This is a genomic window from Bacillus sp. EKM420B (genome assembly GCF_011065565.1).
In the GTDB taxonomy this organism is placed as follows: Bacteria; Bacillota; Bacilli; order Bacillales; family Bacillaceae; genus Bacillus; species Bacillus velezensis.
This window is the reverse complement of record NZ_JAAMNX010000002.1, coordinates 870,063-895,758: the sequence shown is the minus strand read 5'-3', so window position 1 is coordinate 895,758 and position 25,696 is coordinate 870,063. Positions and strand designations below refer to the sequence as shown.

Below are 25,696 nucleotides of genomic sequence, written 5' to 3'. Positions count from 1 at the left end.
GGGAAACAGACATGATTATCGGGGTTCCAAAAGAAATCAAAAACAATGAAAATCGAGTGGCATTAACACCTGGAGGCGTTTCACAGCTTATCGGAAACGGCCATCGGGTTCTTGTGGAATCCGGAGCGGGACTCGGAAGCGGCTTTACAAATGAAGATTATGTATCAGCAGGGGCGGAAATTCTGGAGGACAGAAAGCAAGTATGGGATGCGGAAATGGTCATGAAGGTAAAAGAACCGCTGGCTGAAGAGTATGCGTATTTCCGTCAAGGTCTGGTCTTGTTCACTTACCTTCATTTAGCCGCAGAGCCGGAATTAGCTAAAGCGCTTACAGAAAAAGGCGTGACAGCTATCGCGTACGAAACGGTAACGGACGGACGTTCCCTTCCGCTGCTTACGCCGATGTCCGAAGTGGCCGGCAGAATGGCCGCGCAGATCGGGGCACAGTTTCTTGAAAAACCAAAGGGCGGAAAAGGAATTTTATTAGCCGGCGTACCGGGTGTATCCCGCGGAAAAGTCACGATCATCGGAGGTGGCGGCGTCGGAACAAATGCCGCGAAAATGGCTGTCGGACTCGGTGCCGATGTGACAATGATCGATTTGAACGCAGACCGCCTGCGTCAGCTTGATGATATTTTCGGGCATCAGATTAAAACATTGATGTCAAATCCTGTAAATATTGCAGATTCCGTCGCGGAAGCGGATCTTCTGATCTGCGCCGTGCTCATCCCGGGAGCCAAAGCGCCGACTCTCGTTACGGAAGAAATGGTTAAACAAATGAAACCGGGTTCCGTCATTGTTGATGTTGCCATCGATCAGGGCGGCATTGTGGAAACCGTTGATCATATTACAACCCACGATAATCCGACTTACGAAAAACACGGCGTCGTTCACTACGCTGTCGCCAATATGCCGGGCGCCGTACCGCGTACGTCTACGCTCGCTTTAACGAATGTAACCGTTCCTTACGCGCTTCAAATCGCCAATAAAGGCGCGGCACAAGCCATTGCAGACAGCCCTGCGCTTAAAGCGGGCTTAAATACGGCTAACGGACATGTCACGTATGAAGCGGTAGCCAAAGACTTAGGCTATGACTACGTGCCTGCTGAAAAAGCAATGCAAGGTTCGGCTGCAAAAGCTTAATAGAGATGAAGAGGACAGCCTGATCAGCGGGCTGTCTTTTTTTCTTTCTCACAAAAGGAAAAACGGCCCCCTGTCTCGAATATCAGTTCATATCCCGGAAGAAAAAGGAGGATTCATATGGCTGTTCAGCACTATGGTGTATTAAAAGGCACTGTGTTAGATATGAAAAGGGAAACAGATGATGATTCTCCGCATTTTCAAGTCGAGGTGCTAGGCGAGCCTGATACGCGCTATCGCTGTGCGATCAATGTCATGTCAAGTTCAAAAGAATCAGAGGTTCTGTATGCGGCACGCGATCATTTTGACGCAAGCGCGATCACCCTGCTGCCGAACATTCCGTACGGATATACCCCAATTGATGAAACCAGCCGTGAGCTGGCGCTGGATTATGTCCGCGGCGGATTGTTTGATCCCCGGAACATGGTGCCCCTCCCGCATGAAGTCACCGGTCCGGATAATGACTTAAATGACTTTATTGAGACGTACATGCAAAAAGCCAAATCAGAAAAAGCCACCGTCTATATTTACGGCTCTAAATTCGGGCCGGAGCCTGGCGCTGATAAGATTTTCGGGTTCAAGCCGACAAACGGCATGCATAATATTCATATGAATCAGGGAAACCCAATTGATACACGCTGGAAGAAGGATAACGGAACGTGGCACGACGGCGGTGTTTTAATCCAGTTTGCAGACCAGTGGGCCGCGGTCTTTTTGGCTTTTCTGTCTCAGTCATGGTGCACGGATGAAGAAGGCCACCCTTATACATTTTGTGATCATACACAGCTTAACGGCTGATGTCCGCATAAAAAGCCTGCCGAGATAACGGCAGGCTTTTCTTATTACATTTTAGCGGCTTCGGCCCGCTTCAGGCTTTCCGGCCTCATATCACGCCAGTTTGTTTCAATATATTCGAGACAAACGGGGCGGGTTTCATTCGTCAGGCGGGTTTCCCAGCCGTCCGGCACATCCAGATAGGCCGGCCACAGTGAGTACTGGCCTTCAGCATTGACGAGCACATGGTATGAACCGTCTTCCCGTTCAAATGGATTTGTCATATCATCTCTTTCCTTTCTTTACCGGACTGTACGCCGTCCGTTTAATTTCTCTGCCAGAATCGCGCCGATGTCGGCAAGCGGGCCCGGCTGGCACATATCTTTATGGCGGCAGTCTAGGTCATACCGCTCGATTTTCCCCGTAATATACGGTTTCCAAGTATCCGGCTCAATCGGGTCAAACCACTCCGGAATAATCGTGGATCTGAAGAACAGCACATCTCCGTGGAACGGCTTCGGCTTGTATGTTCCTAACAGCCCGACAGAATTAACGTACGTGTCTTTCAGATTCATCATCACTGACTCGTCCAGGCTGGCTAATGCGCTCCCCTCACGGCGGAGAATGGTCAGCGCGGTGTCAAAATCAAGCGGCTGATCCCCGAGGCTGTCCGGGTCGTACCCTCCCAGGGCAAGCAGCGCAATGACGGCTTCCTCGTCATCAGGCGCATTTTTTATCGGCAGAAAATGATTCGGATACGCGTCAAGCATCACCAAAAGCGAAACCTCTTCGCCCCGGCTCTGTAATTGTGTCGCCATGGCCTGAATGACATTCCCTCCGAGAGACCAGCCGAGCAGACGGTACGGCCCTTTCGGCTGCACGGTGCGGATTTTTTCAATATAATCCGCCGCCATGTCATCTAAGCTTTGCGGAAGCGGTTCTTTTTTTCCGATGCCTCTCGCCTGTAAGCCGTATATCGGATAATCAGCCTCTAAAGAAGACATCAGCCCGGCATAACACCAGCTGAGACCGCCGGCCGGATGGACACAGAACAACGGTGTTTCTTCTCCTGCCGTTCTGAGCGGAAGAAGAACATCAAGCGCGCTTGTGCCCGTTCCTGACTCAAGTCTTTCAGCAAGGCTTGCCACCGTAGGAGCTTCAAATAATGTTCCGATACTGAGCTCGGCTCCCATCGCTTCCCGAATACGGCTCATTAAATGAACCGCAAGCAAAGAATGGCCGCCTAAATCAAAAAATCTGTCATCAATACCGACACGCGGCAGATGAAGCACCTCTGCGAACAGCTCACACAGCATTTCTTCCTGCGGCGTTCTCGGTCCCCGGCCGGTGACCTCCGTTTGGAAGTCAGGCGCAGGGAGCGCTTTTCGGTCAAGCTTTCCATTCGGTGTCAGCGGCAGTTCATTCATTTGGACAAAAGCTGACGGAATCATGTAATCCGGCAGGCTTTCTTCGGCAAACCGGCGCACGTCCCCAGTGTCCAAAGTGCTGCCGGCAGATCGGACAAGGTAGGCGGTCAGCCGTTTATCTCCCGGCCGGTCTTCACGGACGACTGCGGCGGCATCCTCGACATCCGGATGTTTGACGAGAACCGCTTCGATTTCCCCCAATTCAATCCGGAAGCCGCGGATTTTAATCTGGTGGTCCGCCCTGCCCATATAATCAAGAGAACCGTCCGTCCGCAGACGGGCTAAATCCCCTGTCCGGTACATTCTCGTTCCCGGCGGGCCGTACGGATCAGCCACAAAGCGTTCGGCGGTCAGGCTTTGCCGCCCTAAGTAGCCTCGTGCCACGCCCCCTCCGGCAACATACATTTCGCCCGTGATCCCCGGAGGCACAGGCTCCAGCCGGTCATCAAGCACATATACGTTCAGATCAGGAATGCCGCAGCCGATGAGGCTGTTTGCTCTCAGTTCGGCAATGTTTTTGTCTAATTCAAGGTAACTGACGTGTACCGTCGTTTCCGTAATGCCGTACATATTCACGAGCACCGGCTGATTGTCCGCGTGGCGGCTGTACCAATCCTCAAGCCGGCTCAGCTCAAGCGCCTCGCCGCCAAAGATGATATATCTGAGTGCGAGCTGACGCCCCGGCTCTTTGTGTTCTTTTTCCGCATGCATCAGCTGGTAAAACGCTGACGGCGTTTGGTTAAGTACGGTCACTCGCTCTTTCACGAGGAGATGCAGAAACGCTTCCGGCGATCTGCTGATGTCATGCGGCACGACGACGAGACGTCCGCCGTGAAGCAGCGGCCCCCATATTTCCCAGACAGAGAAATCGAAAGCGTAGGAGTGAAACATCGTCCATACATCATCAGAATGAAAGTGATACCAATGCCGCGTCGACTCAAACAGCCGGATAACATTGCTGTGCGGAATGATGACACCTTTCGGCACACCTGTTGATCCCGACGTGTAAATGACATAGGCCGGGTGAAGCGGTCTCAGCGGACGAATCCGGTCGGCATTCACAGGGTTCGTGACGGCATATTGCCGAAGTGTTTCCTTATTCTGCGGATCATCCAGGATGAAGGCGTGCATGCCGTTTTCGCCAGAGAGCTTACTTGCGCCTTCACGATTGGTGAGCATAAATACAGGCTTGGCATCATGTAACATAAAAGCGATGCGGTCCGCGGGATAATCAGGATCAAGCGGCAAATACGCTGCCCCCGTCTTCAGGACGGCTAACAGCCCGACAATCATATCTAAAGAACGCGGCAGCGCCAGTGCGACAAACTGCTCCGGGCCGACGCCGCGGGCAATCATCATGTGCGCGAGCTGATTGGCTCTTTCATTCAGCTCTTGATAAGTGAGTCCGCTCTCTTCAAATACTGCCGCCGTTTCATCCGATTTTGCGGCGGCCTGTATTTCAAACAGTTCAGGCAGTGTCTGCCGAGGCTGAATATGCTGTTTTGCCTGTTTAACCGGCAAAAGCTTCCGGCGCTCTTCATCAGAAAGAATGGTTAAGCTTCCGATCGGTTTATCCGGATGTGATGCGGCATCTTCGAGCAAAAGAAGCAGGCGTCCGGCAAGTGCTTCAGCCGTTTCTTTTCTGAATAAGTCCGTACTGAACTCCAGCAGGCCTTCAATACCGGCAAGCGTGCCGTCGTCATGGCGCTGTTCAGCCAATTCCAGCGTCAAATCAAATTTGGACGATCCGACACTGCTGATTTGCAGGCTTGTTTCCATATCAGGAAGACTGAGTACAGGATCAGGCGTATTTTGGAATGCGAGCATCACTTGGAACAGCGGATGTCTTGACCGGGAGCGAACCGGATTCAATTCTTCCACGAGACGTTCAAACGGCACGTCCTGATGTTCATATGCTGCGAGATTCATTTCCCTGACCCTTTCAAGAAGCTCACAAAAGCTCGGATCGCCAGAGGTATCGGTTCTCAGTACGAGTGTATTAATGAACATACCCACAAGGTCTCCTAATGCGTCATCACTGCGGCCGGCTATCGGACTGCCGATCGGAATATCGGTTCCCGCCCCGAGCCGGGTCAGCAGTGCGGAAAGCCCTGATTGAAGCACCATAAACAGGCTTACGCGCTGATTTCTGGCAAGTGAGAGAAGACGGGCATGAAGCTCTTGGCCGATGTTGACCGGAATGACGCCGCCCCTGTAGCTTGATTCAGCGGGACGCGGAAAATCAGACGGCAGCTCCAGCTGATCCGGTACATTTTCAAGCGTTTTCTTCCAGAAATCCAGCTGGCGCGCAATTAAGCTCTCAGAATCAGACGCGCTGCCTAAAAGCTGCTGCTGCCAAAGCGCATAATCCGCATATTGAACCGCCAGCGGCGCCCATTCTGCTTTTTCACCTGTTTGCCGGGCGATATAGGCTATGGATAAGTCACGCATGAGCGGATTCAAGGACCAGCCGTCGCCTGCGATGTGATGCAGGAGAACCATCAGCGTATATTCGCCGTCACCAAGATCAAACAGTTCAGCCCGGACGGCCGGCTCTTTAGCGAGATCAAACCGGTATCGTGCCGCAGCGGCAAGCATGTCTTGGAGCTCGTTTTTGTCTGCTTGTGTCACTGTAAACACAGGGCGGGCTTCTTCAGCAGGTAAAATGAGCTGATGGGATGATCCCTTATTTTCCGGAAAAACGGTGCGCAGGCTTTCATGACGGCTGACAACATCGTAAAAGGCGTGTTTCAGCGCTGATTGGTCAAGCTTGCCTGACATGCGGACAATCACCGGAATGTTGTAAGTCGGGCTCGGCCCTTCAAGACAGTAGAGAAACCAAAGACGCAGCTGCGCAAATGACAGCGGGATGTGCTCCGGCCGGTCAAACGGCTTGAGCTTAGGCCGCGCACTCTTTGCGGTGTCAAGCTGTGCGGCGAGCCCGGCAACGGTCGGCGTATCAAACAGACGGCCGATGCCAAGCTCTGCGCCCATCGTCTCCCGGACCCGGCTCATCAGGCGTCCGGCTAAGAGCGAATGTCCGCCCAATTCAAAGAACCCGTCATCAATTCCGACCCGCGCGAGACCGAGAACTTCGGCAAACAGATCGCATAATATTTCTTCCTGCGGCGTCCGCGGCCCTCTGTCAGACAGGACAGCGGAAAAATCAGGTGCAGGCAGAGCGCTGCGATCGAGCTTCTTATTCGGCGTCAGCGGCAATTCTTTCAGCTGTACAAACGCGCCCGGCACCATATAATCCGGCAGACTTTCGCCTATATATTCACGAAGTCCGCCGATATCAAGTGGCTGATCCGCGACAGCATAAGCCGCCAGCCGCTTATCTCCCGGCTGGTCTTCACGGACAATGACGGCGGCCTTCGAAATACCCGGGTATTTCGACAGCACTGACTCAATTTCTCCTAATTCTATCCGGAACCCGCGGATTTTAATTTGGTGATCGGCTCTGCTGATATAATCAAGCGAGCCGTCCTCACGCCAGCGCACGAGATCTCCCGTCCGGTACATCCTCGCGCCCGCGGGTCCGTACGGATCGGCAATGAATCTTTCAGCTGTTAAATCAGGACGGTTATAATAACCTCTGGCAAGCCCCTCGCCCGCTATATAAAGCTCGCCCGCAATTCCCGGCGGGACTGGCTGCAATGCGGCGTCCAGCACGTATACCCGCGTGTTCCAAATCGGCGTTCCGATCGGAGGCGCCGCTGTATGGTCTTTTGCAAGCGGCTGTGCGGCCGACCAGATTGTTGTTTCAGTCGGCCCGTACAGATTCGTCACCGTACAGCCTGATTCAAGCAGAGCATGCATAAGCGCGTTCGGAAGCGCCTCACCTCCGACAAGCACCTGCAGCGCCCGGAGGGAATCCGGTTCATTGGTGACTAATGAATGCCACAATGTCGGCGTTGCCTGCATGATTGAAATACCGTATGAGTGAATCATGTTCGCAAGCGTCCGCGGTTCCTGAATCGTCTCTTTACGTGCGATGACGCACCCCGCTCCGCTGATGAGCGGAAGGAAGAGCTCAAGTCCGGAAATATCAAACGCCGCAGTCGTAACGGCAAGCAGGCGGTCTTGTGCGCCGAGCGGGAACATTTCCCTCATGGATAAGAGGAAATTGCTTACGCTTTTTAATGTCACGACTACGCCTTTCGGTTTGCCCGTTGAACCCGATGTATAGATGATATAAGCGGGGTGCAAAGGCGAACATTCCGCCTGAGCGGGACAGTCAGCATTTTGAGCGGCAACGGTTTTTACCGTATCGGGGTCATCGAGAATGATCCTTTTTGCATCACTGTCTTCCGGCATGCGGCCGGATAATTCCATCGTTGTAATCAGGCATGCAGGCTGTGCATCTTTGAGCATGTATGTGATCCGCTCAGAAGGAAAATCAGGATCAAGCGGCAGGTATGCGGCTCCCGTTTTCAAAACGGCCAGCATGCTAACGGCCAACTCCTGTGACCGCGGAAGCAGCAAAGCGACAAATTGTTCCGGTCCGAGCCCCTTTTCCTTTAGCATGCCGGCAAGCTGGTTCGCGCGCTTGTTCAATTCGGCATAGCTGAGCTCTTCGTTTTCGGTGATGATTGCCGGCCGGTCCGGTGTTTTTACGGCCTGTTCGTAAAACAGCTCCGGCAGACTTTTCTGCTTCCCGGCCTTGCGCGTGTCATTCCAGCTTTCCAGTACGCAGAGACGTTCACTTTCAGGCAGAAGGTTGAGTGTGCCGATTTTTTGTGTCTGGTCTTTCACAGCGGATTCCAGCAGAAGCAGGAATCGTTTTTGATGGTTTTCAATATCTTCGGCGCTGTACACTTCCGGATTCGCATCAAAGTCCACACGCATTCCGCTTCCGTCCGCTCTGTCGTAAACGTTAATTGACAAATCATCAACGGGCCCGGCTGATAAGTTATGGACGGTACCTGGCGCTCCGGCGAAATCAAGCGCATAGTCAAACGGCATCACATTGACTTGCGGGCCGAACAGCCTGCGATTTTCTCCGAGCAATTTAAGATCGCGGCGCATGTCTTCATGGCGGTATTTCTGATGGCGCCGGATGTTTCGGATTTCTTTTGCCACTTGGCTGACGGCCTCATGAAAATTCATATCCGGTCGGAGAGAAAGCCGCAAAGGCAGAAGATTCATGACCATACTCGGAATATTCAGTGAAATCGAGCCGATCCGCCCCATCATCGGTAAACCGAGCACGATATCCCCTGCGTTTGTCATCCGGTGGACATATACCGCCGCTGCGGCTGTGACGGCTTCATGCCAGTTCGGAATCGCTTTTACATGCTGCAAAGCCGTTTCAGAAAGATAAGCCGTGCTTCTCCGAAAGCTTGTTGACGTTCTCGGCGCTCTTTCTGCCAAACTGACGACATCAGGTTCATCCGCAAATTTCTCCATCCAAAATTCCCGATCTTTCAGGAATTGATCAGACGCGCGGTATTCTTGTTCTTCTTTTACCAGTTCCTCCAAAGAGCCGAAGGAGCGCCCGTTATCCGGACGTCCTTCCCGTATTGCGGTGTACATTTGCGCCGTACGCCGTGCCAGCAGTGAAAAACCGTAGCCGTCTATCGCAATGTGGTGAATGCGCTGATACCAGAAAAAGCGTTCCGGTCCCGCCTGAAATAAAATGTCGCGGAACAAAGGCCCGGCCGCCATATCAACGGGCTCAGCCAAATCTGTCTGCATGAGTCTGAGTGCGGCCTGCTTCGGATCAGCTTCTGAACTCACATCTATGACATCGATCGCAGCTTCAAATGGAGGATTGATGATCTGCTTCGGCCCGTCTGCTCCCTCTTCGAAGCGGGCGTGTAATGACGCAGCTTCCGTCAGCACGCGTTCGAGAGCGGTTTTAAATATGTTCACATCGATCGCACCGTTTATCTCAACGTACTCGCCTGTATTGTAAATCGGATTATCAGGATCAAGCTGCTGCGCAAACCAGATACCGGCCTGTGCGCCTGTCAGAGGCAGCTGTTGTGTATCATGCATTCTATTCTCTCCCTTTATAAATAATCTGCGTTCGGCAAGACTTTTTGAGATCGGGAAGAAAGAAGTCTCCACCACTCTTCAAGCGTCGGGTTCTCCGCCAGTTCCACAAACGTCACTTCAGCTCCGTCACGGCGCCATTGTTCGACAAGGCTCATGATTCTGACGGAATCAAGGCCTCTGTCCAGCAGGTCTTCATGATCCGGAATATCAGACGGTGATTCTTGAAGAATCGCCGCAATTTGTTCCCGCACCCGGTCTTTTGTCAATACGGCGGAAGTCTTCCCTTCTCCTTCAGAAACCGGCGCGCCGCCCAGCAGCTCCAGCACTTCGTTTGTCAAAGCTGTGTAAGCGCAGCGCTGAGACGCATATTCGATGGCCATCTTATGTTTTTCTGAAGAAAAATCAGCAACGGCGTCTCCGATAAAGAAGCTTTGGATATCATCCATAAATGCTTCACAGGCTGTGACGAGACAGCCGATGTGTGCATAAATTCCCGTAATCATGAGCTGGTCTCTGCCGCTTTCACGCATGATGTCAAGGAGATTCGTCCGTTTAAACGCGCTGTATCTCCACTTTGTGAGGACAATGTCCTGATCATCCGGGGCAAGCTCCGGAATGACCTTTTCTTCATAAGGCCCGCTTTTCAGCCCCGGCCCCCAAAAATCCGTCAGCAGCGCGCGGTCCGCCGGGTCTTGGCTGCCCGGCTGCGCGGTGTACACCACCGGAATGCCGAGCGCTTTGCATTGCTCTTTTATTTTCTTGATATTCTGAGCCGCCTCCGTGATCGGAGCCTTCCCTTTCTCAAAAGCATCGACGAAATAATTCTGCATGTCATGGATCAGAAGCACCGCGCGTTTCGGGTTCAGCGTCCACGATACTTTATTTTCAGGCATATCTGACGCTGTCGGCAGCGCATATGCGGGAATTGACGGTATAGCCAATGTAAACACTTCCTTTTTTAAGATTGTTTGATTTCAGCCGGCTTCAATTTTTGGGCGATCGTTTCGCGAAGATCCTTTTTACTGACCTTGCCGACGCCGGTTTTCGGGAAAGAAGCGATAAATTCAATCCGGTCGGGGATTTTATATGCCGCCAATCCGCGCTCACGTAAAAATGCTTTCAGCTCTCCCGGTTTCGGCGCTTCTCCTTTCGGAATGACGAACACACAGGACCGCTCTCCGAGAAAATCATCCGGCATTGAAACCATGGCCGCATCATGAACGGCAGGATGGGCCAGAAGGTGATTTTCCACCTCTTCAGCGGCAATCTTTTCGCCGCCCCGATTGATTTGATCTTTCGCACGTCCTTCGACGATGATATAGCCGTCCGCCGTCAGTTTGACGATATCGCCGGTCTGATAAAATCCGTCGGCTGTGAATGATCTTTCATTATGTTCAGGCGCTTTATAATATCCGCGAATCGTGTAAGGGCCGCGTGTAAACAAATGTCCCGCTTCACCGGGGGCGACATCCCGCCCGTCATCGTCTAAAACCCTTACCTCATCAAAAGGTGACATCGGTCTGCCTTGCGTATTGACAATGATTTCTTCAGGATCATCCAGTCTCGTATAATTCACCAATCCTTCCGCCATTCCGAAAACCTGCTGAAGGGTGCATCCGAAAGCGCTCTTTACGCGGCGGGCCGCCTCAGCACTGAATTTGGCGCCTCCCACCTGCAGCACTTGAAGGCTTGATAAATCATCACTTCGTGAACCGGATGCGTCCATCCACACCATCGCAAGCGGCGGGACGAGCGCTGTAATCGTGACACGTTCTTTTTCAATTAACGGGAAGCAGTCATCCGGACTCGGCGTCGGTGACAGAACAACCCGGCCTCCGGCATATAAAGTTCCCAGCACACCCGGCGAGCTGAGCGGATAATTATGCGCTGTCGGCAGAGCGGCCAAATAAACGCTGTGATGATCCAAGCCGCATATTTCCGCGCTGATGCGCAAACTGTATATGTAATCGTCGTGTGTTCGCGGAATCAGCTTGGACAGCCCCGTACTGCCTCCTGAAAGCTGTAAAAAAGCGACTTCCGCCGGGCTTACCTCTTCCAGCTGAACAGGCTCTCTATGCAGGCTGCTCAGTTCCTGAAACTCTTCAGCTTCGCCGGCCACAATGACATGCGCCAAATCCGGAAGTTTGTCTTTCACCTGTCTGGCCAGCGCCCTGTAATCAAAACCTGAATGCGTATCAGGAATGATGTATGCTTTCGCCTCTGCAAACTCGCAGAAATACGTAATCTCACTGCTTCTATGAGAAGGCAGCGCGAAAACGGGCAGTGCTCCGAGGCGGAACAGCGCGAAAATCACTTCAAAAAACTCAGCGATATTCGGCAGCTGAACGACAACGCGGTCTTCCTTTTGAATTCCGAGCTTATGCAGCCCCGCCGCTAAACGATCGGCCCTTTCATCTAATTCTTTGTAGGTCCAATGTACATCTTTACACGTCACGGCAGTTTGATTTCCGTATAAAGCCGCACGCTCTTTCAGCATTCCTCCGAACGTCTCACCCTTCCAGCAGCCGTCTTTTCGGTATTTGTCAGCCCATTCTTCCGGCCATGGCGTAAATCCAGTCAGCACGATCCGTCCCCTCCTTTTTTACAACTCATCTTGGTAAAGCCCCATCGCCCGGAGCATAGTGCGGAATTTCGCCGATGTCTCGTCCAATTCATCCTGCGGCTTTGATCCGGCGACAATCCCGGCACCCGCAAAGAGCCGGAGAGACCTTGTTTCCGCTTCGGCGCAGCGGAGTGCAATAATCCATTCTCCGTCGCCTTCAGCATCACACCAGCCCGCCATTCCCGTGTAGAAATTGCGGTCAAACGGTTCAATATCCTGAATCGCTTCTCTCGCCGCATCCGTCGGCGTTCCGCATACCGCGGGTGTCGGATGCAGGGCGATGGCCAGCTCAAGTGATGTCGTTGACGGATCACGCAGCTCTCCCTTTACCTCGGTGGACAGGTGCCACATCGCCTCAGTTTTAATGAGTGACGGTTTTTCCGGCACATCAAGCACACGGCAGAACGGTTTTAGGGCGGCGGCCACGGCGGCCACGACTACGGCATGTTCATGCAGATCTTTTGCTGATTGCAGCAGTTCTTCCGCTCTTCTCTGATCCTCGGCGGGATCTGTGCTGCGAGGTCTGGAACCTGCCAGCGGATTGGACAGAATCGATGTTCCGTTTTTGGACAGCAGCAGTTCAGGACTTGCGCCGAAAAGCGTTTTTCTTGTTTCTGACGTTCCCGTCACATCCGCAGCGAATGTATAGCCGCGCGGGTTGTGCTGCGCCAAATGCTTGACGGCCTGAGGAATGTCGATATCCTTTTCAGCGGTCAGATGAAGCGTCCTTGACAGCACGATTTTGCTGAGCGGGCCGTCCGTAATGTTGAATACGCCTTGTTCCACACCGCTCATAAAGCCCTCAGGCTCCGGAACGGGACGGATGTCATATGTATTGGATTGCGGCTTTTCTGTGGAAGATTCCGCAAACGAAAGCGGGCCTGCCGTATGGACATTCTTCGGTACAAAAAGCCGGGAAGCTTTTCTGCCGTCAAAAGGAATGGCGCCGGCCGCAATCGGATGTTTGATGCCGGCTTGCTTTGCCTCAAGAAGCGTCTGTCTCACACGTTCAGGCAGTGAGTCCAGCTGATTCTCCGCGTCTGCATCCGGCACTTTTGCAAACACACCTTCTGCAAGGAGCGTACTTTTCGGGGAAGCTAAAAAGAACGCTCCGGGCTTGTAAGCGTCCAGCACCTCTTTTGCAGACACTTCCGTCAATACATGTTGATTTGTCATGATTATCCCTCCTTCTCGTTACATCAAACGCCTAAAGTAGCGCCGCCATCCACGCATAAATCATGCATCGTGATATGGCTTGCCTGTTCAGAGGCCAGGAACAAAACGGCATTTGCAATATCAGAAGGCTTTGCCAGCTTTTGAAGCGGAATTCCCGTTTTATATGTATCAAGCGAACCTCTGATAACGTCCTGTGCTCCGTTTTCATCCCGCCACAGCGCCCGCTGCATGTCGGTTTCCGTTGAACCCGGAGATACGATGTTGCAGCGGATATGATGGGCCGCAAGCTCCAGTCCGAGGCATTTCGTAAACATGGCGGCAGCCGCTTTTGACGCCGCATAAGCCGCCATGGAAGCACGCGGAACGCCGGCTGCATTCGAACCGACCGTAACGATGGCGCCTTTTTGACGCTCAATCATGTACCGGCTTACAGCCCGCGATACATGAAATACGCCGGTCGTATTAACAGAAAATGTGTGATCCCAATCTTCATCACTGAGGGATTGCACCGGACCCGGCCGCAGCACGCCCGCAACGTTCGCCAATATTTCAATAGGCCCCATGTCACGTTCAACGGCAGCGATGATATCATTGACAGCCGCACTGTCAGATACATCTGCGGCAAACCCCTGCGCCTGCACGCCTTTTTGCCGGAGTCTGTCAGTAAGCCCGGGAAGCAGGTCTTCATTTGTATCTATAGCTGCCACATTTACGCCTTGTTCAGCAAGGGCAAGCGCTGTTGCTTCCCCGATGCCTTGAGCGGCGCCGGTGACAACGGCTGTTTTCCCTTTCATTCCCAATGCGTCCATATTATCATTCCCTTTCTATATTGATAATGATTATCATTATCAATTATGATTCAAGACAATCATATCCAAATCAAAACACGCAGTCAATTAGAAAATTAGAATCAGCCGCATTTAGTTCGAAGGGCCTGTTTTTTCTCATGCGGGCGAATACGGGGTATGCAGCCCTCCCGGATTCAGGCAGAAACGCAGGGCTCTGCTGATTAAAACGGGCAGGACAGAAATATGGCCCTCTCCTTCAAACTCGCTGTATTCAGCGCGGACTCCATCATCTTCAAATCCGGATAATAAAGCGTACAGCGCCTCTGCGTGCTGCGGGATTCTGCTTTTATGTGTTTTTTCAATTTCTCCCGCAGCCAGCAATACGCTGACTTGAAGATTTTCCGCAGAGAGCCGGTCTGACAAACGTTCTGCGTTTTCCTGAATAAAACGCTTGTTCCAATGAATTGACGGACTTCCCGCAACATAGGTCTGGAACATGTCCGGCCTCGTCAAAAGCACTTGCAGCACAAAAAGACCGCCCAGCGAATGGCCGAAAATCGTCTGCCTGCCTCTGTCGATCGGATAATCCCGCTCCATCGCGGGCTTTACTTCTTCTTCTATAAACTCCAGAAACGCTTCCGCCCCTCCCTGTTCGGGCCATGCCGCGCCGCGCGGATGCACCGGCAATTCTGATTCAGAAAGCGGCATCGTAAAATCACTGTGCCGTTCGGCGGAAAACGGCTGATCTGTCGGGTAGCCGATTCCGACAATCACCGCCGGAACAACACCTGTTTTTTCAGGCCGCCGGCTTTGCACCCGCAAAGCTTCGGCCATTGTGCCGAACACGGAATTCGCATCGAGCAGGTATATGACGGGGAAGCCGGATGCAGGCGGTTCTTCCTGAGGTAAAGAGACAAAGATACGATACGTACGGCCTCCTTTTGAGCGCATTTCTCTTACTTCTGTGCCCGGAACCGCGTATCGGCCGGCCGGCGCGAACCCCCGGTTTATTTGTTGTTTTCCGTCCATTATGTGTTCAACCCCTTTGTGGCAATTGCTTTATCTACCCTTATTGATAATGATTTTCAATATCAAAAGACACCTCAAATAATAGGTTTTTTGCCAAACAAAGTCAATGGATTTTTGATATAAAAAAAGCACCTTATTTCAATAAGGTACCTAAGAACTATATAGGGATAGGGGCTTAATCCCATGTAAAGCGCTCATTCTTCCATGGATCTCCCCTCATATGGTAGCCGTTTTTCTCCCAAAAGCCGGGGTGGTTTTCCTTTGTGAACTGAATGCCGCGCAGCCATTTTGCGCTTTTCCAAAAATAAAGATGGGGGAAAACGCCTCTGAGCGGATAGCCGTGCTCTGGCGTTAACGGCTCGCCGTTATGCGCATATGCCAGCAGGGATGTTTCCCGCGTAAAATCAGAAAGCGGCAGGTTGGCCGTCCAGCCCTCTTCAGCGTGCAGAATGACGAATCCCGCTTCTTTGTGCACACCCGCTTTCTCAGCGATGTCTTTGGCGCGTATTCCCTGCCAGATATTATCAAGACGGGACCAGCCCGTGACGCAATGAATATCATTTTTCACTTCGGCTTCCGGAAAGGCTTTGATATCTTCAAAGCTTAACAGCATAGGACGGTCAACAAGCCCGTACACTTGCAGATTCCATTTTGACATATCTTCATAATAAGGAACATTTCCGGCGTGAAGCACGGGAAACTTCGTTGTGACATTTTGATTTGGCGGAATCCGTTCCGACTGTTTTGTTTGTTTCGTTTTCCCGAAAAACATATGGCTCCCTCCATTTAGTAAACCTATATTAAATCTTTGTTGACAATCAATCACCCTTCGATTACGCTAATCTGGTACAAGTGTAAGGGGGAAAAACAAATGAAACAACGCAACCTTCGTGCGGGCGATATGGCGCTTATCGGCATGTTTGCCGCACTGATGGCCGTCGGCGCCAACATTACATCAATGGCTCCTTTTTTGCAAGTTGCGGGAATTCCGTTATCGCTGCAGCCTTTCTTTTGTCTGTTAGCCGCGATGCTTCTCGGCGCCAGACGGGCAGCCATTGCAATGACGGTATACGCATTGGCCGGACTCGCGGGGGCGCCTGTTTTCGCTCAATTCTCAGCAGGCTTTGCGCCGTTTATCGGAAAGAGCGGCGGATTTATTCTCGCTTACATCCCGGCGGCATTTGCAGCCGGATGGCTGCTGGAAAAAACAAAAAAACCCGGCCGCCTGCATTATGCATGGGCCTCTTTGATCGGTACCGCCGTCATTTATATCATTGGCACGACCTATACGTATATTGCGCTGAAATTATGGCTTCATGCTCCGATCAGCTACGGAATGGCCTGGTTTTACATGATATGGTTTTTCATAAAAGATATCATTTTAGCACTGTTATTGGCATCTATCGCGCCTGCCGTATACAGATCTATTCATAAAGCGACGGGGTTCAGCAGAAATCCGGCGTAAGATGTTCTCAGCATACAAAAAGGCTCCCCTTTCCGGGAGCCTTTTTTACAGAACAAGCGCGGCAATCCACCCGAATATCACAAGCGGAATGTTATAGAAAATAAATGTCGGTACGCACGTATCCCAAATGTGGTGGTGCTGTCCGTCGGCGCTGAGGCCTGACGTCGGCCCGAGCGTACTGTCACTTGCAGGAGAACCCGCATCACCGACCGCGGCGGCCGCTCCGATTACGGCGATCGTCGCCATCGGGCTGAATCCGAGCTGAGCGCACAGCGGGACAAATATGGTCGTAATGACGGGTACGGTTGCAAATGATGATCCGATTCCCATCGTGATTAATAAACCGACCACCAGCATCAGGAGCGCGCCTAATGATTGACTGTGACCGATAAAGCCTGTTGATGCTTTGACCAAGGAAGCCACATCGCCTGTTTTGTTCAATACATTTGAAAAACCGGCCGCAACAAGCATGACAAACCCGATAAAAGCCATCAGAATCATGCCGTCCGTGATCAGCTTATCCGCTTCATTGCGCTTCATGACTCCGCTGATAAACAGCGTAAACAAGCCGGCAAGCGCGCCCATGATCATACCTTCCACTCCGAGCACTTGTGACAGATAGAGCTGAACGGCAAGCGACACGGCAATGGAGATCAGGGCAATGGCAATGCTTTTTTTCGTATAAGGAGAAGACGACAGTCCGGCAATCTCCTTCGTCTCATATTTCTTCGGTTTCCGGAAGACGATGACGGATAAAATTAATCCGACTACCATCCCGGCCGTCGGGATGATTAAAGCATACGGGATATCACTGAGCGGCACCTTTAAACCGGCGGACGCCATATTATCTCTCAGCATCCCTTGGAAAATCTGTCCGAATCCGACAGGCAGAACGATATACGGCGCAGTCAGTCCGAATGTCATCACACACGCGATCAGCCTGCGGTCTATTTCAAGTTCGTTAAATATTTTTAAAAGCGGCGGAATCAATACCGGAATAAACGCAATGTGAACGGGCACCACGTTTTGCGAGAAACAGGATATGATTAAAATAATCAGTACGATTAACACTTTTGACAGTGCTTTTTTCCGCGAATCTTCCTTTTTTCCGATTAGTTTGACAGACGCTTCCACCATTGCATCGGGAAGCCCCGTCTTTGTCAGTGCCGCGGCAAATGCTCCGAGCAGCGCGTAGCTGACCGCGACGGTGGCATTTCCGCCGAGACCGTCCGTAAAAGCCTTCACCGTCTCTCCGAGGCCTAAGCCGCCGGTCAGCCCGCCGGCAAGCGCGCCGATCATTAAAGCTATAATAATATTGACACGCAGCAGGCTTAAGACGAGCATAAGCAATACTGCGACAACAACAGCATTCATTGATGAGTCCCTCCAAAAATCCTTTAGTTTGCTAATGTAGTAGATAATTAAAGTTAACATACATTCTGCGCTTTAGTCAACTAAAGATTTTGGAAATCAAAAAACCCGCTGCATCAAGGCAGCGGGATGCTGTTATCTTTCGGGCGTAAACCGCTCAGTCAAAACAGCCAACGTCCTTGCCATGACGCCTGTTGCGCCGGCAGGGCCGAAGCATGTCGCTTTATTCGCCGTCGCGGTTCCCGCAATATCGAGATGAACCCACGGCGTGTTTTCCGCGAATTCACCAAGGAATGCCCCCGCCATAATCGCGTGGCCTTCTCTTCCCGGGGAATTGTTCAAATCAGCCATCTGACTGTTTCTCACCCGTTTTTTATCCTTTTCTGTAATCGGAAGCTGCCAGATCGGCTCGCCGGATTCTTTCGCCGATTCCGCCACTTGTTCATAAAACGCGGCGTGATTGGTCATGGCGCCCGTCATTTCGTTCCCTAAGGCGACAATGACACCGCCCGTTAACGTTGCGACGTCTACAAGGACAGAGGCTCCGTGCTGCTTGGCGTATGTGATGCCGTCGGCAAGCACGAGACGCCCTTCCGCATCGGTGTTCAGGATCTCAATGGTTTTTCCGCTGAGCGAAACGATGACGTCATCCGGCTTCATGGCATCGGACGAAATCATGTTGTCGGTAGACGGTATGACGGCGAGCACGTTTTGTTCAGGCCGGAGTTCGCCGATAATTTCCATTGCGCCCAATACCGAGGCGGCCCCTCCCATATCGCTTTTCATGCCGACGATGCCGGTTTTCGGCTTAATTGAATATCCGCCCGTATCAAAGGTAATTCCTTTACCGACCAGGCCGATGACGTCTTCCCACTGATCTTTGCCCTGATACTTCAGAACGATCATTTTCGGCGGTTCGGATGAGCCTTTGTTAACAGCAAGCAGCCCGCCCATGCCGAGCTCTTCCATTTCATCTTTTTCTAAAATTTCACACTCGAAATCGTATTTTGCCGCAAGCTCAGCGGCATATGACGCCAAATCAGTGGCCGTCAGCATATTACCCGGCATATTCACAAGCGTGCGGGCTGAATTCGTCCCTTGGCCGTATGCCGCGCCGACGTTCAGGCCGGCCTGCACTTCCCTCAGGTCTTCTTCGGTCACGGCGCAGACTGATTTCAGTTCCTGATCCGGCTCATTCGATTTATGTTTATAATCCTGCACTTCGTAAACCGCAAGCAGACAGCTTTCCGAAAGCGCATGAGCGGCATCGGCGGCAGGCACTTCCCCGGAGACGAATGTATCGAGCAACACGGAAACTTCCTGTTTTTTATCTTGATGAATCTGCTGAAATACTCGTGCAAAGCATTCTTTCGTATCCTCAAACGAATAATCCGCTTCTCTTCCCAGGCCGATAAAATAAATACGTTTCATACCGGTCGCAGCCGGAGGGTATACTTTTGATACACGATTGCGTTTGGCGGACACATCACCATCCTTTAACAGCTGGGTCAGATGACCGTCCAATTTATCATCCAATTCCTTCGTAAATCCGTTCAGCGTGCTTTTTTGAAAAAGACCGATGACCAGTGTTTCGGGATGCCGCAGTTGATCAGATGCATAAAACATGAGTACACACTCCTTATGTGGGTATTTGTTATGTAAAGTGGTATAATGAAAAAACATTTTTCATTGATTTTATTTTACCAAACTAAGGGCGTTTTCTGCAGTTTTTCGATACGATCGGAATCAGCAGATACAGAAAGGATGTCGCATATGGATGTACTTATGAATTTTCCTTTACTGGCGAGTTTTGCCGCCATTATTTTTGCCCAAGTTGTAAAAGTGCCTATTCAATTTATCGTATCCAAAAAACTTGACTGGTCTCTTGTGACGAGCACCGGCGGCATGCCGAGCTCCCATTCCGCCGCCGTCACCGCGCTGTCAACCGGAATCGCTTTGGAACAGGGACTGGACTCGCCCCTGTTTGCAGTCGCCGCGATTTTCGCCGTCATTACGATGTTCGATGCTACAGGTGTCAGACGGCATGCGGGTGAACAGGCGACAGTCATTAATAAACTGGTCATCGACTTTAATCGGTTTGTCAGCGAAGCGAAGGACTTTCAGAAAGCGGAAGAGAAAGAAAAACAGAAGAAATTGAAAGAGCTGCTCGGCCATCAGCCGATTGAAGTGTTCTTCGGCGGCGTCACCGGTATTGTGCTGACATTGATTTTAGATTATTTCTTTATTTAAAAAACGCTTCAGCGGATGCTGAAGCGTTTTTATTCTTTTACCGTTTTGTATTGATTTCTGAACACTTGCAGCGACTTTGTTTCGTTCAGCTTTACAAGTTCGTCCTCGGTCACTGTGCCGTTCCCTTTTTTAATAATGTAGACTTCAAGTGTTTTTTTGCCCCAATTGTTATAGACGTCCTTGACGGTGTCAAAGTAGAGGTCAAGGCGGCTGCCTTTAATTTTTGAGCCGGTATCGGCGACAACCCCGTAACCGTAATTCGGTATAAACAGAATCGTCCCGATCGGGAAAACAGACGGATCGGCCGCAACAGTTGAATATAAATCGCGTTTGACCTTCACGCCCGAATATGTAATACCGTACTGCGGATGACCCGGAGATTTTCCGGTAGATTCCGCTCCGGCGGTATAACCGGTGGCCGTCACCTTTTGTGACGGATAGCGCTCCCAGTCAAAAGCTTCTTCCAGCGGCTTTACCCTGCCTGATGCCTTCTTTTCCGGCTGATTCTGTAAGGATTGAAACGGAGTGCCGATGTTTTTCAAAACGGCGCCGCGATGTTCCGTCATCCAATTTGTCAGATCCTTTGCTTCAACACCGGTTATGGAAAAGTATGTCGCATGGCATGCGCCCAAAAAGAGCACGATCATGAATACGCGTCTGATTATCGTCAATCTGAAATCACTCTCCTCCGAGTCATTGTTCCCAACTCGGTGAGGTGCTATACAAAAAGCGCCGCGACACAAAAAAAGCTTTCTCGAATAAGAAAGCGGCTTAAAACATTTGATATCCTCTTTTTCTGAGCGCCTTTATGGCAATACCTGACATGATGGCTCCCGCCAGTCCGCCCGCCAAAATCACGACATCCGCAACCGCTAATGACATGATGCGCTGAAACAGGCTTTGAAAGGATTCCCCCGGCGCCTGCACGTAACTGATCATCTTTTTATTGCTGATAATGAAAAGGCATACAATCGGATAGACAACAGCCATAATCCACGACATTCTAAGCAGCATGTTCAACAGAAAGCCTATGCCGAAAAACAGTACAAAAAATAGTACGATTGAGATCAGGACAACCGGCAAACTAATCACAAACATCCACCCCCTACAGCACTTTCAGTGTACCTCGGGGGCGGTAAAAAAGTCAACGTCTGGAAAAATCAGCGTCTCTCTTTGCCGCTTCCCTGGCAGGAGGGACATGTTTCGGAGCCGCCAAGAAGCAATTGAAAATACCCTTTACCTGAGCAGAACGGACACGCCGCCGTGCTTTTTGCTGTCGTTTTCATGCGGACCACCCTTTTTCTTAATTTTCTGATAATATATCATATTTACTTGTCAAGCAACAAGTCAGAATATGTAACATAACAACTTATGTAAGCGGAAACATTCTTTTTTTTCTTTTACATGCTTTTTATAGCGCTCTTTTTTAAAAGAAGAGAAAACCCGCGGCTGCGGGTTTTCAGAAGAATTTAAACTTCCCTTTTTTCAGCGTCAGGCCCAGCCCGCCGATCATAAATAGCGAGCGGTTATCAATGACCTTTTTCATAAAGGACGCCGGCATGCCTTTGAGCTTCCTGCCGTATACGACTCCGACAGCGTTATGCTCACCGAGGGAGGCGACGGTTCCTTTAATGTCAGGCTTGAACTCTTCAAGCTGGCCTCCTTTAATCAAACCGCCCAGATTTTTGGCGACCGTTTCTCCTTGCTGCATCGCGATCTGAGCAGTCGGCGGGTACGGCCGTTCCGTCTCTTCATTGATAAAGAGCGAGCTGTCGCCGAGAATAAAAACGTCATCATGTCCCGGCGCCCGAAGATCAGGGTTGACTTTGACACGGCCGCGCATATTTTCAAAACCCGCTTCCTCCACGATCGGATGTCCGCGCACGCCCGCGGCCCAGACAACGGTCTGCGATTTGATTTCTTCCGGCTCTTCATCTTTCTTGCCGACTGTGACACCGTCTGCGCGGCATTCTTGAACCGCGGTGCCGATTTTAAATTCAACGCCTTTGCTCTCAAGGTATTGAACGGCGTAATCGACAAGCTCCGGATCAAATCCCGGCAAAACCGTCGGGGCGGCCTCGACACAGACGATCCGGACGAGGCTTTCATCTATATCATAATATCTGCATAACTCCGGCTTGCGGTTCGCAAGTTCACCGAGAAATTCAATTCCCGTAAAGCCCGCTCCGCCGACAACGATGGTTAAGCGGTCAGGGCGTTTCTCGGCCTCCGTATTGTATGTCGCAAATTGGAGCTCAATATGGTCTTTCAGCTGGCGCGACGTATTAATATTCGCGATCGGAAAAGCGAATTCTTTTAAGCCTTTAATCCCGAATGTTTCAGGGACGGCGCCAAGCCCGATGACGAGATAATCATAAGGGATGTCCCCTTGTGAAAGCGTCACCTTTTTATTTTGCACATCTATCGCTTTTACGGTATCCTGCACAAATTTGACCCGTGATTCATTGATTACATCTTTTATTTGATATCTGCAGCGGTCATGATGCAGCGTTCCTGCGCTCGCTTCATGCATCCATGTCGTTTCATAATGATAATTGTGTTTATTGACCAAAGTAATGTCGGCGTCATTTGCCCCGATATGCTTCGGAAGCCTTGTTACTGTCATTAATCCACCATAACCTGCACCTAAAACCACGATTTTGGGTTTATTCAATGCCATCACATCCACCTTCTTTTTTTTGCTGTTAGACGCATAATCAAATCAACATTTGTATTAGCTTCAGCTTATTGGCGGGATTTTATGAAATGAAATATAAAATTTTTTAGAAAACCGCACATGTCTGCATATCACCATACTATCCGGAAGAATCGGAAAACATTCAGGAAAAAACAGATTGGAATTTGTCCCCATCTTAGCGGCGGCCGCAATTTTTTTCAAGAATGAAGCGGCCGGGCGGTTTTCGGCACTCGTCATCCTTTCAAATTCTATGTTATAATTAATAACAATTTTCAATTAGGAGGCAATTTGGTATGCAAGAGGATTCAAAGGTTTATGATATTACGGTCATCGGCGGCGGCCCGGTCGGCCTGTTTACCGCTTTTTACGGGGGAATGAGACAGGCGAGCGTCAAAATCATCGAGAGCCTGCCTCAGCTTGGCGGCCAGCTCAGCGCGCTGTACCCTGAAAAATATATTTATGATGTAGCCGGATTCCCGAAAATCCGCGCCCAGGAACTTGTGAACAACTTAAAAGAGCAAATGGCAAAGTTCGATCAGACCATCTGCTTAGAGCAGGCCGTCGAATCTGTTGAAAAACAGGCGGACGGTGTGTTTAAGCTTGTCACGAATTCAGAAACGCATTATTCAAAAACGGTCATTATCACCGCGGGAAACGGCGCATTTAAGCCGAGAAAGCTTGAGCTGGAATCAGCGGAACAATATGAAGGCAAAAACCTGCACTACTTCATTGACGATCTCAATCAATTCGCAGGCAGACGCGTTGCTGTTCTGGGCGGCGGCGATTCCGCTGTTGACTGGGCGCTCATGCTTGAGCCGATTGCTAAAGAAGTCAGCATCATCCACCGCCGTGATAAATTCCGCGCGCATGAGCACAGTGTCGAAAACCTGCATAATTCTAAAGTCAACGTGCTGACACCGTTTGTTCCCGCTGAACTTGTCGGTGAAGACCGGATCGAACAGCTCGTTCTCGAAGAAGTGAAAGGCGACCGTAAAGAAATCATTGAAATTGATGACCTGATCGTAAACTACGGCTTTGTTTCTTCTCTCGGCCCGATTAAAAACTGGGGCCTTGACATCGAGAAAAATTCCATCGTCGTCAAAAGCACGATGGAAACGAATATTGAAGGCTTCTTTGCCGCCGGAGATATCTGCACATATGAAGGCAAAGTCAAGCTGATCGCCAGCGGTTTCGGCGAAGCTCCGACAGCCGTGAACAACGCGAAGGCTTACATGGACCCGAAAGCGCGCGTCCAGCCACTGCATTCTACAAGCATGTTTGAAAAATAATATAAAAAAGAGTCTGTGTCATACCGGCACAGACTCTTTTTTATTTAAACATCCAAATATAATTCATGACGGTTCCGACAACGAGCGCAATGACAAGCGCTGACACAACCCAAATCGTGCCTAAAATAATCCGGTCCTGAATTTTCTGGGCTTTCGGGCTGTGCCCGGGCTGTTTTTGTTCCACACCGGCCCCTCCCTTCTTCTGCAAATCTATCTATCGTAACAAATGTCTTACAACAACCAATACTACTATGATAACCAAACTGCAAATGGATGACAAGCTGACCGCGTATGAGGCAGCATGAAATCATTTGACATTCCTGACAAAACGAAGTACATTATAAAAAGACGAACATTTTAATTTTATTTAATTATATTATTCGCTTTTAGGGGTGTTATATATGGAAAATGTATTTGATTACGAAGATATTCAGCTGATTCCTGCAAAATGCATTGTTGAAAGCCGATCTGAATGTGATACATCAGTTACATTGGGCGGACACACATTTAAACTTCCGGTCGTACCGGCCAACATGCAGACGATTATAGATGAAAACATCGCGGCCTGGCTCGCGGAAAACGGGTATTTTTATATCATGCACCGCTTCGAGCCGGAAAAACGCCTGGCTTTTGTCCGGGATATGAAAGCGCGCGGACTGATTTCTTCCATCAGTGTCGGCGTGAAGGAAAATGACTATGAATTCATCCGGGAGCTGAAAGAACAGGAGCTGGTGCCGGATTATATTACCATTGATATCGCGCACGGCCATTCCAATGCCGTGATCAGCATGATTCAATTTATTAAAGAACATGTCCCGGAAAGCTTTGTCATCGCAGGGAATGTCGGGACGCCTGAAGCCGTAAGGGAGCTGGAACGCGCGGGCGCTGACGCGACAAAAGTGGGAATCGGCCCCGGAAAAGTCTGCATCACAAAAATTAAAACCGGCTTCGGAACCGGCGGGTGGCAATTAGCCGCGCTTCGCTGGTGCGCAAAAGCGGCGAGCAAACCGATCATTGCTGACGGCGGCATCCGCACGCACGGCGATATCGCGAAATCCATCCGATTCGGCGCGTCTATGGTCATGATCGGATCATTATTCGCCGGCCACGAAGAATCACCGGGACAAACGATTGAAATCGACGGAAAGCTGTACAAAGAATATTTCGGCTCCGCTTCTGAATTTCAAAAAGGCGAAAAGAAAAACGTCGAGGGCAAAAAAATGCATGTCGAACATAAAGGGTCTTTACAGGACACGCTGGTTGAAATGGAGCAGGATCTGCAATCTTCCATCTCTTACGCCGGCGGCAATACACTCGAAGCCATCCGTAATGTCGACTATGTAATCGTAAAAAACTCTATTTTCAACGGCGACAGATTTTAACACGCAGCAGAGCCGCTCGAAGAAAAAAAAATGACATTCAATATGAATGTCATTTTTTTATTAAATACCGAAATAAAGAGCCGCACTGGCTAACAGATTAATCACAAAAATAAACAAAAAGATGTAACGAATGAATTTATTTTGCACCGGAGCAAATATAAAGAGATATAGTCCTGCCACCCCAAAAGTAAGAACAGGAAACAGCCACTCAAAGGATAAAGAAATGATATAACCGATAATCATAACAATCGGCACACCGATTAATGATAATTTACTTCTCAT

Annotated in this window: 22 protein-coding genes; 6 read left to right on the top strand and 16 right to left on the bottom strand. The window is 50.5% G+C overall.

Annotated elements, in window-relative coordinates; translation table 11 throughout:
• The first annotated feature begins 11 nt into the window (after positions 1–11).
• Both ald and G9F48_RS09520 read left to right on the top strand, forming a co-directional pair.
• The gene (gene ald / locus G9F48_RS09525) at positions 12–1,142 is read left to right on the top strand and encodes an alanine dehydrogenase (RefSeq protein WP_003152011.1); all 1,131 of its coding nucleotides are present in this window, start codon (positions 12–14) and stop codon (positions 1,140–1,142) included.
• Between the two features lie 117 nt (positions 1,143–1,259).
• Entirely contained in the window at positions 1,260–1,937 is a 678-nt protein-coding gene (locus G9F48_RS09520; protein ID WP_109567160.1) for a YukJ family protein, read from the top strand.
• Positions 1,938–1,981: 44 nt separating this feature from the next.
• Here G9F48_RS09520 and G9F48_RS09515 read toward each other — a convergent pair whose 3' ends face one another.
• The 8 genes from G9F48_RS09515 to G9F48_RS09480 all read right to left on the bottom strand — a co-directional run bounded on the left by G9F48_RS09515 (position 1,982) and on the right by G9F48_RS09480 (position 15,731).
• On the bottom strand, positions 1,982–2,197 hold the full coding sequence (locus G9F48_RS09515) for an MbtH family protein (protein ID WP_109567161.1): 216 nt from the start codon (positions 2,195–2,197) through the stop codon (positions 1,982–1,984).
• An 18-nt stretch (positions 2,198–2,215) separates the two neighbouring features.
• A complete protein-coding gene (locus tag G9F48_RS09510; protein WP_165409398.1) occupies positions 2,216–9,343 on the bottom strand; it encodes an amino acid adenylation domain-containing protein in 7,128 nt (2,375 codons plus the stop codon).
• Positions 9,344–9,357: 14 nt separating this feature from the next.
• Complete coding sequence (locus G9F48_RS09505; protein ID WP_003152006.1) at positions 9,358–10,284, bottom strand: isochorismatase family protein; 927 nt, start codon at positions 10,282–10,284, stop codon at positions 9,358–9,360.
• A gap of 17 nt (positions 10,285–10,301) precedes the next feature.
• Positions 10,302–11,927, bottom strand: coding sequence for a (2,3-dihydroxybenzoyl)adenylate synthase (locus tag G9F48_RS09500; protein ID WP_165409397.1), 1,626 nt, complete (start codon positions 11,925–11,927; stop codon positions 10,302–10,304).
• Positions 11,928–11,945: 18 nt separating this feature from the next.
• On the bottom strand, positions 11,946–13,142 hold the full coding sequence (gene dhbC, locus G9F48_RS09495; protein ID WP_165409396.1) for an isochorismate synthase DhbC: 1,197 nt from the start codon (positions 13,140–13,142) through the stop codon (positions 11,946–11,948).
• Positions 13,143–13,165: 23 nt separating this feature from the next.
• Positions 13,166–13,951, bottom strand: a complete 786-nt coding sequence (locus G9F48_RS09490; RefSeq protein WP_165409395.1) for a 2,3-dihydro-2,3-dihydroxybenzoate dehydrogenase — start codon at positions 13,949–13,951, stop codon at positions 13,166–13,168.
• Between the two features lie 135 nt (positions 13,952–14,086).
• Positions 14,087–14,959, bottom strand: coding sequence for an alpha/beta hydrolase (locus tag G9F48_RS09485; protein WP_165409394.1), 873 nt, complete (start codon positions 14,957–14,959; stop codon positions 14,087–14,089).
• A gap of 175 nt (positions 14,960–15,134) precedes the next feature.
• Positions 15,135–15,731 carry a sulfite oxidase-like oxidoreductase gene (locus G9F48_RS09480; protein WP_012118333.1) on the bottom strand — a complete coding sequence of 199 codons (597 nt, stop codon included), beginning with the start codon at positions 15,729–15,731 and terminating at the stop codon, positions 15,135–15,137.
• Positions 15,732–15,830: 99 nt separating this feature from the next.
• Here G9F48_RS09480 and G9F48_RS09475 point away from each other — a divergent pair, with 99 nt between their 5' ends.
• A complete protein-coding gene (locus G9F48_RS09475; protein WP_003151994.1) occupies positions 15,831–16,424 on the top strand; it encodes a biotin transporter BioY in 594 nt (197 codons plus the stop codon).
• A 45-nt stretch (positions 16,425–16,469) separates the two neighbouring features.
• On the opposite strand, the gene G9F48_RS09470 is transcribed toward G9F48_RS09475, so the two are convergent.
• Together G9F48_RS09470 and G9F48_RS09465 are read right to left on the bottom strand one after the other, a co-directional pair.
• Complete coding sequence (locus G9F48_RS09470) at positions 16,470–17,798, bottom strand: Na+/H+ antiporter NhaC family protein (RefSeq protein WP_025650207.1); 1,329 nt, start codon at positions 17,796–17,798, stop codon at positions 16,470–16,472.
• A gap of 132 nt (positions 17,799–17,930) precedes the next feature.
• Positions 17,931–19,421 (bottom strand): leucyl aminopeptidase, encoded by a 1,491-nt coding sequence (locus tag G9F48_RS09465; RefSeq protein WP_003151992.1) that lies wholly within the window; start codon positions 19,419–19,421, stop codon positions 17,931–17,933.
• A 147-nt stretch (positions 19,422–19,568) separates the two neighbouring features.
• On the opposite strand from G9F48_RS09465, the gene G9F48_RS09460 reads away from it, so the two are divergent.
• Entirely contained in the window at positions 19,569–20,045 is a 477-nt protein-coding gene (locus tag G9F48_RS09460) for a divergent PAP2 family protein (protein WP_165409393.1), read from the top strand.
• Positions 20,046–20,074: 29 nt separating this feature from the next.
• On the opposite strand, the gene G9F48_RS09455 is transcribed toward G9F48_RS09460, so the two are convergent.
• The 4 genes from G9F48_RS09455 to G9F48_RS09440 all read right to left on the bottom strand — a co-directional run bounded on the left by G9F48_RS09455 (position 20,075) and on the right by G9F48_RS09440 (position 22,725).
• A complete protein-coding gene (locus G9F48_RS09455; protein ID WP_003151990.1) occupies positions 20,075–20,716 on the bottom strand; it encodes a 3D domain-containing protein in 642 nt (213 codons plus the stop codon).
• A 100-nt stretch (positions 20,717–20,816) separates the two neighbouring features.
• Entirely contained in the window at positions 20,817–21,137 is a 321-nt protein-coding gene (locus G9F48_RS09450) for a YuiB family protein (protein ID WP_003151989.1), read from the bottom strand.
• Between the two features lie 68 nt (positions 21,138–21,205).
• Positions 21,206–21,331: a YuiA family protein gene (locus G9F48_RS09445; RefSeq protein WP_007408708.1), complete on the bottom strand. Its 126-nt coding sequence runs from the start codon at positions 21,329–21,331 to the stop codon at positions 21,206–21,208.
• Positions 21,332–21,504: 173 nt separating this feature from the next.
• Positions 21,505–22,725, bottom strand: a complete 1,221-nt coding sequence (locus G9F48_RS09440) for an NAD(P)/FAD-dependent oxidoreductase (protein ID WP_007408709.1) — start codon at positions 22,723–22,725, stop codon at positions 21,505–21,507.
• 311 nt (positions 22,726–23,036) lie between these two features.
• On the opposite strand from G9F48_RS09440, the gene yumC reads away from it, so the two are divergent.
• Positions 23,037–24,032 carry a ferredoxin--NADP reductase 2 gene (yumC, locus tag G9F48_RS09435; protein WP_003151984.1) on the top strand — a complete coding sequence of 332 codons (996 nt, stop codon included), beginning with the start codon at positions 23,037–23,039 and terminating at the stop codon, positions 24,030–24,032.
• 40 nt (positions 24,033–24,072) lie between these two features.
• On the opposite strand, the gene G9F48_RS09430 is transcribed toward yumC, so the two are convergent.
• Positions 24,073–24,216, bottom strand: coding sequence for a hypothetical protein (locus G9F48_RS09430; protein WP_003151982.1), 144 nt, complete (start codon positions 24,214–24,216; stop codon positions 24,073–24,075).
• Between the two features lie 217 nt (positions 24,217–24,433).
• On the opposite strand from G9F48_RS09430, the gene guaC reads away from it, so the two are divergent.
• The gene (gene guaC / locus G9F48_RS09425; RefSeq protein WP_031378398.1) at positions 24,434–25,414 is read left to right on the top strand and encodes a GMP reductase; all 981 of its coding nucleotides are present in this window, start codon (positions 24,434–24,436) and stop codon (positions 25,412–25,414) included.
• Between the two features lie 60 nt (positions 25,415–25,474).
• On the opposite strand, the gene G9F48_RS09420 is transcribed toward guaC, so the two are convergent.
• Positions 25,475–25,696, bottom strand: coding sequence for a DUF5970 family protein (locus tag G9F48_RS09420; protein WP_003151978.1), 222 nt, complete (start codon positions 25,694–25,696; stop codon positions 25,475–25,477).

Coding starts and splice junctions, on each gene's coding strand:
- ald (WP_003152011.1), top strand. CDS start 12: ATGATTATCGGGGTTCCAAAAGAAATCAAAAACAATGAAAATCGAGTG.
- G9F48_RS09520 (WP_109567160.1), top strand. CDS start 1,260: ATGGCTGTTCAGCACTATGGTGTATTAAAAGGCACTGTGTTAGATATG.
- G9F48_RS09515 (WP_109567161.1), bottom strand. CDS start 2,197: ATGACAAATCCATTTGAACGGGAAGACGGTTCATACCATGTGCTCGTC.
- G9F48_RS09510 (WP_165409398.1), bottom strand. CDS start 9,343: ATGCATGATACACAACAGCTGCCTCTGACAGGCGCACAGGCCGGTATC.
- dhbC (WP_165409396.1), bottom strand. CDS start 13,142: ATGACAAATCAACATGTATTGACGGAAGTGTCTGCAAAAGAGGTGCTG.
- G9F48_RS09490 (WP_165409395.1), bottom strand. CDS start 13,951: ATGGACGCATTGGGAATGAAAGGGAAAACAGCCGTTGTCACCGGCGCC.
- G9F48_RS09485 (WP_165409394.1), bottom strand. CDS start 14,959: ATGGACGGAAAACAACAAATAAACCGGGGGTTCGCGCCGGCCGGCCGA.
- G9F48_RS09480 (WP_012118333.1), bottom strand. CDS start 15,731: ATGTTTTTCGGGAAAACGAAACAAACAAAACAGTCGGAACGGATTCCG.
- G9F48_RS09475 (WP_003151994.1), top strand. CDS start 15,831: ATGAAACAACGCAACCTTCGTGCGGGCGATATGGCGCTTATCGGCATG.
- G9F48_RS09470 (WP_025650207.1), bottom strand. CDS start 17,798: ATGAATGCTGTTGTTGTCGCAGTATTGCTTATGCTCGTCTTAAGCCTG.
- G9F48_RS09465 (WP_003151992.1), bottom strand. CDS start 19,421: ATGTTTTATGCATCTGATCAACTGCGGCATCCCGAAACACTGGTCATC.
- G9F48_RS09460 (WP_165409393.1), top strand. CDS start 19,569: ATGGATGTACTTATGAATTTTCCTTTACTGGCGAGTTTTGCCGCCATT.
- G9F48_RS09445 (WP_007408708.1), bottom strand. CDS start 21,331: ATGAAAACGACAGCAAAAAGCACGGCGGCGTGTCCGTTCTGCTCAGGT.
- G9F48_RS09440 (WP_007408709.1), bottom strand. CDS start 22,725: ATGGCATTGAATAAACCCAAAATCGTGGTTTTAGGTGCAGGTTATGGT.
- yumC (WP_003151984.1), top strand. CDS start 23,037: ATGCAAGAGGATTCAAAGGTTTATGATATTACGGTCATCGGCGGCGGC.
- guaC (WP_031378398.1), top strand. CDS start 24,434: ATGGAAAATGTATTTGATTACGAAGATATTCAGCTGATTCCTGCAAAA.
- G9F48_RS09420 (WP_003151978.1), bottom strand. CDS start 25,696: ATGAGAAGTAAATTATCATTAATCGGTGTGCCGATTGTTATGATTATC.